The organism is Spirillospora albida, assembly GCF_000718255.1.
Taxonomy (GTDB): Bacteria; Actinomycetota; Actinomycetes; order Streptosporangiales; family Streptosporangiaceae; genus Spirillospora; species Spirillospora albida.
Window position 1 is genome coordinate 1 of the sequence record NZ_JOFJ01000038.1, and the last position, 10,435, is coordinate 10,435.

At 76.8% G+C, this 10,435-nt stretch carries 11 protein-coding genes, 2 tRNA genes and 1 pseudogene; 6 read left to right on the forward strand and 8 right to left on the reverse strand.

Features of this window, described 5'->3' with window-relative positions; all coding sequences use genetic code 11:
- Nucleotides 1–21 precede the first annotated feature (21 nt).
- Complete coding sequence (locus IE99_RS0128100; RefSeq protein WP_051713467.1) at nt 22–444, reverse strand: hypothetical protein; 423 nt, start codon at nt 442–444, stop codon at nt 22–24.
- 148 nt (nt 445–592) lie between these two features.
- On the opposite strand from IE99_RS0128100, the gene IE99_RS0128105 reads away from it, so the two are divergent.
- Together IE99_RS0128105 and IE99_RS0128110 are read left to right on the forward strand one after the other, a co-directional pair.
- Complete coding sequence (locus IE99_RS0128105; protein WP_030177346.1) at nt 593–2,464, forward strand: hypothetical protein; 1,872 nt, start codon at nt 593–595, stop codon at nt 2,462–2,464.
- The gene (locus IE99_RS0128110; protein WP_030177348.1) at nt 2,461–2,685 is read left to right on the forward strand and encodes a hypothetical protein; all 225 of its coding nucleotides are present in this window, start codon (nt 2,461–2,463) and stop codon (nt 2,683–2,685) included. Before IE99_RS0128105 ends, IE99_RS0128110 begins: the two co-directional genes overlap by 4 nt.
- Here IE99_RS0128110 and IE99_RS0128115 read toward each other — a convergent pair.
- The gene (locus IE99_RS0128115) at nt 2,679–2,864 is read right to left on the reverse strand and encodes a 4a-hydroxytetrahydrobiopterin dehydratase (RefSeq protein WP_084220037.1); all 186 of its coding nucleotides are present in this window, start codon (nt 2,862–2,864) and stop codon (nt 2,679–2,681) included. The genes IE99_RS0128110 and IE99_RS0128115 overlap by 7 nt on opposite strands.
- Nucleotides 2,865–2,905: 41 nt before the next feature.
- On the opposite strand from IE99_RS0128115, the pseudogene IE99_RS33770 reads away from it, so the two are divergent.
- Nucleotides 2,906–3,049, forward strand: a pseudogene (locus IE99_RS33770) (hypothetical protein); the annotation flags it as partial.
- A 234-nt stretch (nt 3,050–3,283) separates the two neighbouring features.
- On the opposite strand, the gene IE99_RS0128125 reads toward IE99_RS33770, so the two are convergent.
- Together IE99_RS0128125 and IE99_RS0128130 are read right to left on the reverse strand one after the other, a co-directional pair.
- Nucleotides 3,284–4,402, reverse strand: coding sequence for a hypothetical protein (locus IE99_RS0128125; protein WP_030177354.1), 1,119 nt, complete (start codon nt 4,400–4,402; stop codon nt 3,284–3,286).
- Nucleotides 4,403–4,498: 96 nt separating this feature from the next.
- Nucleotides 4,499–5,554 (reverse strand): hypothetical protein, encoded by a 1,056-nt coding sequence (locus IE99_RS0128130; protein WP_157610535.1) that lies wholly within the window; start codon nt 5,552–5,554, stop codon nt 4,499–4,501.
- A 289-nt stretch (nt 5,555–5,843) separates the two neighbouring features.
- Here IE99_RS0128130 and rsgA point away from each other — a divergent pair, with 289 nt between their 5' ends.
- Nucleotides 5,844–6,965: a ribosome small subunit-dependent GTPase A gene (gene rsgA, locus IE99_RS0128135; protein ID WP_030177359.1), complete on the forward strand. Its 1,122-nt coding sequence runs from the start codon at nt 5,844–5,846 to the stop codon at nt 6,963–6,965.
- Nucleotides 6,962–7,459: a GNAT family N-acetyltransferase gene (locus IE99_RS0128140; protein ID WP_030177361.1), complete on the forward strand. Its 498-nt coding sequence runs from the start codon at nt 6,962–6,964 to the stop codon at nt 7,457–7,459. The genes rsgA and IE99_RS0128140 overlap by 4 nt, the downstream gene beginning before the upstream one ends.
- A gap of 16 nt (nt 7,460–7,475) precedes the next feature.
- On the opposite strand, the gene IE99_RS0128145 is transcribed toward IE99_RS0128140, so the two are convergent.
- The 3 genes from IE99_RS0128145 to IE99_RS32245 form a co-directional block, all read right to left on the reverse strand.
- Nucleotides 7,476–8,042, reverse strand: a complete 567-nt coding sequence (locus IE99_RS0128145; RefSeq protein WP_030177363.1) for an RNA ligase 1 family protein — start codon at nt 8,040–8,042, stop codon at nt 7,476–7,478.
- A gap of 30 nt (nt 8,043–8,072) precedes the next feature.
- Nucleotides 8,073–8,144, reverse strand: a tRNA-Met gene (locus IE99_RS0128150).
- A 35-nt stretch (nt 8,145–8,179) separates the two neighbouring features.
- A tRNA-Cys gene (locus IE99_RS32245) sits at nt 8,180–8,250 on the reverse strand.
- A 222-nt stretch (nt 8,251–8,472) separates the two neighbouring features.
- Here IE99_RS32245 and IE99_RS0128155 point away from each other — a divergent pair.
- Nucleotides 8,473–9,408, forward strand: a complete 936-nt coding sequence (locus IE99_RS0128155) for an alpha/beta hydrolase (protein ID WP_037560235.1) — start codon at nt 8,473–8,475, stop codon at nt 9,406–9,408.
- On the opposite strand, the gene IE99_RS0128160 is transcribed toward IE99_RS0128155, so the two are convergent.
- The gene (locus tag IE99_RS0128160; RefSeq protein WP_030177366.1) at nt 9,405–10,037 is read right to left on the reverse strand and encodes a LysE family translocator; all 633 of its coding nucleotides are present in this window, start codon (nt 10,035–10,037) and stop codon (nt 9,405–9,407) included. The two genes, IE99_RS0128155 and IE99_RS0128160, sit on opposite strands and share 4 nt — an antisense overlap.
- Between the last annotated feature and the right edge of the window lie 398 nt (nt 10,038–10,435).

Consider the following 10,435-nt stretch of genomic DNA (forward strand, 5'->3'; position numbering starts at 1 on the left):
GGCGGGGGGCGTGCACGGGGGTCAGCCGACCTGCAGTTCGAGGACGGGGGTGCCGGTGTGGTGGAGTTCGGCCTCGAACACGCCGGGGATGGCGGCGTCGAGGCGGAGGGTGGCGGGGCGGCCGGGGGTGAGGCGCAGGGTGCGGTCGTAGCCGTGGAGGTGGAACTCGTCGGCGGTGTCGCTGGTGACGGTGATCTCGACGGTCGTTCCGGTGCGGACCTTGACGCGGCGCCGCGGGGTGCGGACCGTGCCCGCGGTCACGGTGACCGTGACCCGGGTGAGGGAACTGTCACCGGTCGGCGAGGCGGGCGCCGTGGCCGGCGCGGACGGGCCGGCGGGCGCGGCGGGGGCGGGTTCGCCGCAGCCGGCGAGCGCCACCAGGGCACCGATGGCCGCACCCGCCGCACCGGTCACCGTGCGGGTCCGTCCCGTGCGTCTCGTCATGCCGCTCCTTCACACCGGTGTCCCACACCACAACCGTGACACTGGACAATGACACATTACAAGATGACATACTCCGGTCGGTGATGGTTTGTACCCCGTTCCGGCGGTAAGGGAAGCACGCGTGTTGGATCGAGTGACGAATAACGCAATGGCCGTCGCAGGCGGCGCCCTGGGGGACGCGTCCCGGCTCGCGCCGCGGGCCCCCGAGGAGGCCAAGCCCGCGGGCGGCGCCGCGCTGGACCAGATCCTCATCGCCTCCGGCGGCGCCGCGGCCCTCACCGCGGCGCTGCTGCTGCTCGGCTGGGGCCACCGCACCGGCCGGATCACCCTCCTCACCCGGCTGGCGGCGCTGTCGGAACGCGGCCCCGGCCGCGGCATGCCCGGCTGGGCGGCGCTCCCCTCCCCCGTCGCGCTGGTGTCGCTGCTCGTCGCGCTCCTCGGCATGTACTGGGACATCTCCCTGCACATCTCGCACGGGCGGGACGAGGGGCCGCTGGCGAACCTCGCCCACTACCCCATCCTCATCGGCCTGTTCGGTATCTTCACCGCCGGCGTCCTGGCGGTCGTCCTGCCGCGCGGGGAGCGGCCCGGCCGCGCCTGCGTGCGGATCACCCGCGACTGGCACGCCCCCGCCGGCGGCGTCCTGCTCGCCGGCGCCGGGTTCTACGCGCTCCTGGGGTTCCCCCTCGACGACGTCTGGCACCGCATCTTCGGGCAGGACGTCACGCTGTGGGGCCCCACCCACCTGATGCTGATCGGCGGCGCCGGCCTGTCGCTCGTCGCGATGATGATCCTGGAGCGGGAGGGCCGCGCCGCCGGAGCCGAGCGCGGCGGCGCCGTGAGCGCGCCGCGCGCGCGGTACGTGCGGCGGGTGATGCTGTGCGGCGGGCTGCTGATCGGCCTGTCGGTGTTCCAGGCCGAGTACGACTTCGGCGTCCCCCAGTTCCGGCTCGTCCACCAGCCGCTGCTGATCGCGCTGGCCGCCGGGTGCGCGCTGGTCGCGGCGCGGCTGTGGTGCGGGCGGGGCGGCGCCGTCCTGGCGGTCGTCTTCTACATGCTCGTCCGCGGCGGGGTGTCGGTCCTGGTCGGCCCCGTGATCGGGGAGCTGTGGGCGTCGGTCCCGCTGTACTTCGCCGAGGCGGTCCTGGTCGAGGTCGCCGCGCTCGCGCTGGCGCGCCGCCCCCTCGCGCTCGGCGCCGTCGCGGGAGCCCTGATCGGGACGGCGGGCTTCGCCGCCGAGTACGCCTGGACGCAGGTCGCGTTCCGGCTGCCGTGGACGCCCGACATCGCCGCCGAGGGCGTCCTGATGGCGGTGGCCGGGGGCGTCGCGGGCGGGCTGTGCGGGGCGCTGCTCGCCGAGGGCCTGCAGGGCCGCCTGCCCCGGGCCGCGATCGCGCGGACCCTGTTCGGCGGCGCGGTCCTCGCGGTGTCCGCCGCCGTCGCCAACGGGCTGGTCATCACCGTCCCGGACGGCCCGTCCGCCACCGTCACCCTCACCGGCGTGCGCGGCGACGCCGCGTCCCGCACCGCCCACGCCCGCGTCGCGTTCTCCCCCGCCGGCACCGTCGACGGCCCCGCGTGGGTGGCGATGACGGGCTGGCAGGGCGAGGGCCTGCACGTCGAGTCCCTGATCCACGAGGGCGACGGCGTCTACCGGACGCGGGAGCCGATCCCGCTGCACGGCCAGTGGAAGACCCTCATCCGCGTCCACGACGGCCGCGCCCTCGCCGGCGTCCCCGTCTACCTGCCCGCCGACCCCGCGATCGGCGCGAAGGAGCTGCCCGCGCCGGAGCGGTTCACCCGCGCCGTGCAGAGCGAGCGCTCCATCCTGCAGCGTGAGCTGAAGTCGGACGTGCCCGGCTGGCTGTGGCTGCTGTGCTCGTCGGTGGTGCTGCTGTGCACCCTCGCGCTGGTGGTCTCCCTCGGCTGGGGCACCGCCCGGATCGCGCGCCGCATCCCCGCGCCCGTCCCGGGCGCCGCCCCGGCGGACGCGGACGAGACCGTGAAGGCGGCCCCGTGACACCCTGGGCGGGCGCCGACGCGGGTGCGCTGGCGACGCATCCGCTGATCACGGCGGTGCCGTTCTTCGTGCCGACGTTCATCGTCGCCGCGGTGATCGCGGTCGTGGTGTGGCGCGACCGCCACCGCGGCGACGACCCCGCCGACGAGCCCGGCGGCACCCCCGCGGCCGGGGCCGGCGCGGACACCGGGACCGGCGGCGGGGGTCCCGGGGGTCACTGAGGGGCGTGGCGGGCGGCGATCCCGTCGATCACGGCGGCGAGGTCGAAGTCCCGGACGGTGAGGCCGCCCGCGCTGTGGGTGGACAGCGCGAACGTCACCGTCCGCCAGCGGATGTCGATGTCGGGATGGTGGTCGGCGTCTTCGGCCGCGCGGGCGACTTCCGGGCCCTGATCGATCAGATGCTGCCGCGGGTGGACTTCCCCGAGCTGCTGCTCTGGAGGTGTTCGACCGGACCGGGCTGGCGGCCGACTTCACCCACATCTCCGGCACGGACGCAGCCATGGAGGACTTCGCGGTCAGCCTGTGCGGGCTGCTGGTGGCCGAAGCGTGCAACGTCGGCCTGGTGCCCATCGAGAAGCCGAACGTGCCCGCGCTGACGCGCGCTCGCCTGCAGCAGGTCGATCAGGGCTACGTGCGCCGTCGCGACCCGGTACCCCTCGAACTCCAGGCTGCTGCCCAGGGACTCGCGGACGGCGGGCTCGTCGTCGACGATCAGTATCCGGGCGGCCGCCCCGCCCGGCGTGCCGGACTCCATGCACCCACGGTAGCCACCGCGGCCGGGCGGGCCGCCGCGCGGCGCGGGTTTCTCATCGTCCTCTCAGGAACTCCTGAGCCCGCCCTCACCGCCCGGCCCGCCGGGCATGTCGCGGGACGCCTCGCGGGACGCGGCCGTCCAGGTGGTCTTCAGCACCTCGACGACCATGCCGCGCGACACGTCCCACATCATCTCGCGCAGCGCGTCCTTCATCGCCAGCCGCAGCGCCTCCCGCAGCAGCTCCGCGACGACCAGCTCGATCGCGGCGGCCGTGGCGCGGGCCGCCGCGCGGCCCGCGAGGTCGCGGGCCGTGCGGGCGACGGCGCTGCCCGCGACGCTCGCCGCGGTCGCCGTCACCAGCCCGCCCGCCGCGCGGGCCGCGTCGCCGGCCGCCAGCTCGGCCGCCAGACCCGACGCCGCGCGGGTGTAGGGGGCCAGCTCGGCGGCGCCGGCCGCGTCCCGGGCGGCGTCGCGCGCCCGGTCCCGGACCGTCCCGGCCAGCTCCCGCGCCGCGTCCACCGCCGCATCGCGGACGACCCGCGTGACGAGCGGCCGCGCGACCTGCAGGGCCGCGTCGGCGGCGACCCCGGCGACCGCGTCGGCGACCGCGTCCAGAACCCCGTCGGCCAGGGTGTCGGCGAGCGCGTCCCCGACGGTCCCGGTGACCGCGCGCGTCGCGGCCTGCACCGCGGGCGCCGCCAGGGTCCGGCCGGCCATGTCCAGGACGGCGCGCCGCGCGGCGGCCGCCATCGGATGCCGTGCGGCGTGCCCGGCCAGCTGCTCCGCGACGGTCATCGCGGTCGCCGTCACCTCGAACGCCGTGCCGGTCAGCGGGTGCGCGCCGGCGGCGGCGCGGGCCTCCCGAACGGCGCGTTCGGCGGCCGCGCCGGCGAGGGAGACGGCCGCGTCCCGGGCGGTCTGCTCGATCACCCGCATCGCGGGCGTCCCCGCCAGCCGCGCCACGATCCGGTCCGCGGCGGTGGTCGCCGCGTTCCGGGCGGCGTCGCGGGCCGCGCCCCGCACCGGCGCGGTGGCGGTGCCGAGGCGGGCGGCGGCGGGCGCGAGACCGTCCCACACCTCCTGGAGGGTCCCGGCGGCGGCCCGGTCCAGCCGCGCCGCAAGCCCCTCCTGGTCGTGGTGATCGCGCCGGTCGTCGTCCCGGTGGTCGTCGCCGATGGTCATGCGCCCTGCCCCCTCCGCCGTCCCGTCACCGTGGACCGGCTTCCGTTTCACGATAACCGGCGGTTCGCGGGGACCGGTTCCGCCGGCGGGAGGAGATCAGTCGCGGGACGCGGTCCGCAGGGCGTAGGCGCGGGCCGCGACCGCCATCCCCGCGCCCCACAGCAGGTAGCCGGGGACGGCGACCCAGAAGAACGCCTCCGGCAGGTCCAGGCCGCCCTCGGGCGGGAACGGGTCGCGGCCGTGCAGCCGCTCCCACACCATCTGCGCCAGCACCATCCCGAAGTACACGACCAGGCCGGTGGACAGGCCCGCCGCCGGCCACAGCACCGGGCGGCGCGGGACACCGCGCCCGGCCAGGCCCGGCACCCACCGGGGCCACACCCGCCCGAACCGGTGGACGAGCGCGAGCGGCAGCACGACCCCGGCCAGCACGAACCCCGCCTCGAACAGCACCAGCGACACCCCGCCCGACAGGGGCGTCTCCCCGAACCCGACGGCCGCCTGCGCCGCGATCCGCGCCCCGCACCCCCCGACCGCCGCGTACGCCGCGGCGAACGCCCAGCCCGGCGTCTCGTCCAGGACCCGCCGCACGGCCGGCCCTGTACGGGTGAGGCGCGCGTACCGCCGGGTCGACAGGCCCGCCAGGACGGCCGCGGCGGCGCACCCGGCGCGGCTCAGCGCCCCGGCCGGGTAAACGTCCATTCCCAGGCCGGGCAGCAGCACCCCGACGATGTCGAGGAGCAGCATCGCCGACGCCGCCGCGAGCGCCGCCGTCACCGCCCACCCCGCCGCCTGCAGCACCCGGCGGGCGCCGCGCCCGAGCCGCGCCGCCGCCGGGACGCCGAGCACGGCCAGGACGAGCGCCGCCGCCCCGCACAGGGCGGGCGCGCCCCACCCGGTGAACACCACCAGGTCCGTCCCGATCGGCGACAGCTCCCCGGCGGGCCGGTGCCCGGCCCGCCACGCCACCTGCAGGGCCCCGTACCCGGCGGCCCAGACCGGCGCGGCCCACGGCGGCACGCCGGCCGCCCGGCCCGCCGCCGCAGGGCGCCGCGCCGGGACCGGCGGATGATCAGGGACGGTCACCGCGGCCACGTCACGGGCCGGGACACGGGCTGGGGCGCGGTGGAAGAAGGTGCGAAGTGCTGCCATGGGCCGAGCGTCCCGCCCGGCGGGCACCGGGGACCTCCCCTGCGCGACCGAACCACCTCCCCCGCGAGAAGGAACCCCCGAAAGAACCCGGCGGTTTATTCGGTGGCCCGGGGTGCCGAGTGGGGCTATCCTGGGCGGCGAACCTGATGGGAGGTGAGGTGTATGGCCGTCGTTGCGATGACCGCTGCCCGCGGTATCCGGCCTGACCTCATTTCCCGGGCCTCCGGCTGACGCGCCCTCCTACGAGCGCCGCGCGCCGGAGCCCCCATTCACAAAGGGTTCTGGAGCATTGACTTCCCACATCGGGTCTCTCGCCGCCTACGGCTGGGACGAGACCTTGGAAAGCAGTTTCACCGAACACCGCGCGTCCGGGCTCGTCCCGGCGCGCGTCATCGCCGTCGACCGCGGCCGCTGCGACGCCGCCACCGCCGACGGCGTCGTCCGCGCCACCGTCACCGCCGCCCCCGGCACCACCCGGAGCGGCCGGCCACCGGAGTCCGACGGCCCGGATCCCGCCGCGCCCTGCACGGGCGACTGGGCGGCGCTGCGGCCCGACGGGCCCGACGGCCTCCCGGCCGTGGCGGCGGTCCTGCCGCGCCGCACCGCGATCATCCGCGGGTCGGCCGGGGACGCCGCCCGCCCGCAGGTCCTCGCCGCGAACGTCGACACCGTCGCCGTCATCGTCGCGCTCAGCACCCGGCTCGCCCTCGGACGGGTCGAGCGGCTCGTCGCGCTCGGCTGGGAGAGCGGCGCCCGGCCCGCCGTCATCCTCACGCAGGCCGACCTCCACCCCGACCCCGGCGAGGCCCTCGCGGAGGTCGCGGCCGCCGCACCCGGCATCGACGTCGTCGCGTGCAGCGCCGCGACCGGCGACGGGATCGACACCGTCCGCGCGGTCCTGACCGGCACCGTCGTCCTGATCGGGCCGTCCGGCGCCGGGAAGTCCACCCTCGGGAACGCGCTCCTCGGCGGCGACCCCGCCGCGGGCCCCCTCGCCACCGGCGCCGTCCGCGCCGGCGACGGGAAGGGACGCCACACCACCGTGCGGCGCGAACTGCTGCCCCTGCCCGGCGGCGGCGTCCTCATCGACACCCCGGGACTGCGGGGCGTCGGGCTGTTCGACGCCGCCGACGGGCTCCGCCGCGCGTTCACCGACATCGAGGAACTCGCCGCCGCCTGCCGGTTCGCCGACTGCGGCCACGCCACCGAACCCGGCTGCGCCGTCCTCGCCGCCGTCGACGACGGCACCCTGCCCGCCCGCCGGCTCGACAGCTACCGGCGGCTGCAGCGCGAGAACGACTGGATCGCCTCCCGCGCCGACGCGCGGCTCCGCGCCGAACGCGAGAACCGCTGGAAATCCATCCGCAAGGCGCAGCGGCGCATGTACCGGGAACAGGGGCGCGACCGATGAACTGGACCACCCGCACCGAAACGCCCGGCGACGCGGAGACCGTCCGCCGCATCGTCACCGCCGCGTTCCCGACCCCGGCGGAAGCCGCCCTCGTCGACGCCCTCCGCCGCGACCCGGCCTGGCTCGACCTCGGCGCCCTCGCCGAGACCCCCGGCGGCGACCCCGCCGGATACGCGCTGCTGACCCGCTGCCGGGTCGGCGGCACCCCCGCGGCCGCCCTCGCACCCGTCGCCGTCCTGCCCGAATGGCAGCGGCGGGGCGCCGGGGACGCCGCCGTCCGGGCGGTCCTGGACGCCGCCACCGCACGCGGCGAGAACCTGGTGATCGTCCTCGGCCACGCCGAGTACTACCCCAGGTTCGGGTTCACGCGGGCGTCCCTGTTCGGGATCACCGCGCCGTTCCCCGCCCCGGACGAGGCGTTCATGGCGCTGCCCCTCGGCGGCGCCCCCGTCCCGTCCGGAACCGTGGAGTACCCGCCGCCGTTCGCCGTCTGACCCGAGCCCGCCCCCGTCACACCTCGTGACGGGGGCGGGCACCGCCGGGAGCGGGGAAGTCGCGGCGCTTCAGCTTCGCCATCCGCCCCTCCGGCCCATGCCACACGATCCCCTCGTACGGATGGGCGTGCAGCCACGCCGCGAGACCGTCGAAGTCCAACGGGACATCCCCCAGATCATCGGCGCCGTGCCGCACCAGGGCAGGCTCACCGAACCCCTCCGGATTCCCGTTGACCTTCGGCCCGACCAGCTCGTACGTACCCGGCTCCCACACCCCGCCCCCGACCACCGGACGCAGATGCCGCCAGAACGCCGACCGCTCCGCCGGCTCCCACCCCACCGTCCTACCGGTACCGCCGTCGGCCGACACCGGCACGAACCCCTCCGGCGCGGAACGGCCCGGCCGCACCTCCCGGCGCGCCCACCAGCGCTCCCCGTCGAACCGCACGCACGTGCCGTCGTACTTGCGGGTCGCGCGGCCCTCACCCGCGAACACCCACCCGCAGGACGCGTCGGGCGCCCGCGTGACGTACCGGGGATCACCGTCCCAATCACGGACGAAAACAGTGGGGATCTTACGCACGACGCCTCCCAGGGGAATCGGATGTGAACGTCTCCCCGGCAGGAATCGAACCTGCGGCGCCCGGCTCATGAAACCGGCGCTCTGCCACTGAGCCACGGGGAGGGGACCCCGCCCCCGGGTGACGAGGGGCGGGGCGGAGACGCCGGCGGGACTCGAACCCGCCCGGACGGTCCTGCGGACCACCACCCGACCACCCGGCCACGGCGCCCGGAACGGCACGCCCCCGCACGAGGAGACGTCAGCCCGTTCTCCGTCTCGCAGACCGCACGGCGCGGCATCCGGCCGTCATCACCATGCCGCCCCCTCTCCGCGCACCGGTCTTCACGGTCACGACACTGCCAGCCGCACCCGGCCCCGCTCAACCGGTATTCCGGCCCGCGCCCGCCCCGTATCCTGGCGGCCGACCCGCCGCCGACCAGGGGGAGCGCAGATGGGCCGCGATCCCGACTACCTCGACTTCCTGCGCCGCCGCCTCGCCGCCGAACCCCCCGCCGGCGACGCCCCCCGCAGCATCGCCGACGCCCGCCGCGACCACGCCGACGACCTCGCCCGCTCCCCCCGCGTCCCCGTCGGGCACGTCACCGACCTCACCGTCGACGGACCCGCAGGCCCCCTCCCCGCCCGCCTCTACCTCCCCGCCGGAGCCGCACCCCCTGTCCCCGCCCTCGTCTACCTCCACGGCGGCGGCTGGATCCTCGGCGACGTCGACTCCTACGACCCCGTCGTCCGCGCCCTCACCACCGCCGCCGGCGACGTCGCCTGGCTCTCCCTCGGCTACCGCCGGCCCCCCGAAGACCCCTACCCCGCCGCCGTCGACGACGCCGTCGCCGCCGTCCACTGGACCCTCCGGCACGCCGCCCGCCTCGGCCTCGACCCCACCCGCATCGGGATCGCCGGAGACAGCGCCGGCGGGCAGATCGCCGCGTCCGCCGCCGGACGCCTCCGCGACGCCGGACCCGCACGCCCCGCCCTCCAGGTCCTCCTCTACCCCGCCGTCGACCTCCGCGCCGTCCCACCCGACCCGCCCGACCCCGACGGCCTCACCCTCCCCCGCCCCGGCGTCGAAGCAGCCGTCCGCGCCTACCTGCGCGGCGCCGACCCCGCCGACCCCGGCGTCTCACCCGTCCTCGACCCCGACCCCTCCCGGCTCCCACCCGCGATCATCGCCACCGCCGAACACGACCGCCTCCGCCCCCAGGCCGAACACCACGCCGCCCGCCTCACCGCCGCCGGCGTCCCCGTCACCCTCCTGCACGGCACCGGCCTCGACCACGGCTACCTCGGCTGGGGCTCCTTCGCCCGCCGCCCCGCCGCCGCCATCGCCGAGATCGGCGCCGCCGTCCGCGCCGCCCTCACCCCCCGCTAGCGCGCCTCCGCCGCCAGCCGCACCCCCAGACCCACCAGCACCACACCCGACACCCGCTCCAGCCCCCGCCGCACACCCGGACGGCCCAGCACCCGCCCCGCCGCACCCGCCAGCCACACCACCACCCCGTACCACGCCAGATCGATCAACGCCCACAGCACCGACAACACCAGCAGCACACCCAGAACCGGCCACCCCTCCGGAACGAACTGCGGCAAGAACGACACCGCGAACACCCCCGCCTTCGGATTCGCCGCATTCGTCACCAGCCCCACCCGGAAACACCGCCACCCCGACACCGCCCCACCCCCCGCCCCGGGCCCCTCATCACCACCGCCACCGCCGCGCCGCGCCTCCCACAACGCCCGCACCCCGAACCACACCAGCACCCCCGCCCCCACCACCCGCAACACGTCATACGCCACCTGCGACGCCGCCAGCAGCGCCGACAACCCCACCGCCGCCGCCACCCCCCACAGCAGCACCCCCACCTCATTCCCCAGCACCGCCGCCAACCCCGCACGACGCCCCGACCGCACCGACTCCCGCACGATCACCACCGTGCTCGGACCCGGCACCAACGCGATCAGCACCGCCGCACCCACGAACGCGACCAGACTCTCCACCATCCACCCATACTCCCCGAACCACCCACCCCCGGACTACACCCCACCCCCCGCCGGATCACCATCCGACGGACCCGGCCCCGGAGACGACGGACCCGACGACGGCGAAGGCGACGGCACCGGCTCCGACGGCACCGGCACCAGCGGAGTCGGCTCAGGCGGCAACGGCGGCGGAGCCGACACCTCCGGACGGCACGCGAACAACACCACCAGCAACAACCCCACCACCAGCAGCCCCAGACCCAACGTCACCGTCCCCACCACCAGACCCCGACGCGGCGCCTCCCCCACCACCGGCGCCCCCACCGCACCCCCACCCGCCGCCACCGACCCACCCGAACCAGCCCAATACGGCTGAAAACGAGGGCCATGCCACACCCCGCCCCCCACCCCACCCCCCC

Bases quoted from the DNA above. Each gene is read 5' to 3' on its own strand.
- IE99_RS0128100 (WP_051713467.1), bottom strand. From the start codon at position 444: ATGACGAGACGCACGGGACGGACCCGCACGGTGACCGGTGCGGCGGGT.
- IE99_RS0128105 (WP_030177346.1), top strand. From the start codon at position 593: ATGGCCGTCGCAGGCGGCGCCCTGGGGGACGCGTCCCGGCTCGCGCCG.
- IE99_RS0128125 (WP_030177354.1), bottom strand. From the start codon at position 4,402: ATGACCATCGGCGACGACCACCGGGACGACGACCGGCGCGATCACCAC.
- IE99_RS0128130 (WP_157610535.1), bottom strand. From the start codon at position 5,554: ATGGCAGCACTTCGCACCTTCTTCCACCGCGCCCCAGCCCGTGTCCCG.
- IE99_RS0128140 (WP_030177361.1), top strand. From the start codon at position 6,962: ATGAACTGGACCACCCGCACCGAAACGCCCGGCGACGCGGAGACCGTC.
- IE99_RS0128155 (WP_037560235.1), top strand. From the start codon at position 8,473: ATGGGCCGCGATCCCGACTACCTCGACTTCCTGCGCCGCCGCCTCGCC.
- IE99_RS0128160 (WP_030177366.1), bottom strand. From the start codon at position 10,037: ATGGTGGAGAGTCTGGTCGCGTTCGTGGGTGCGGCGGTGCTGATCGCG.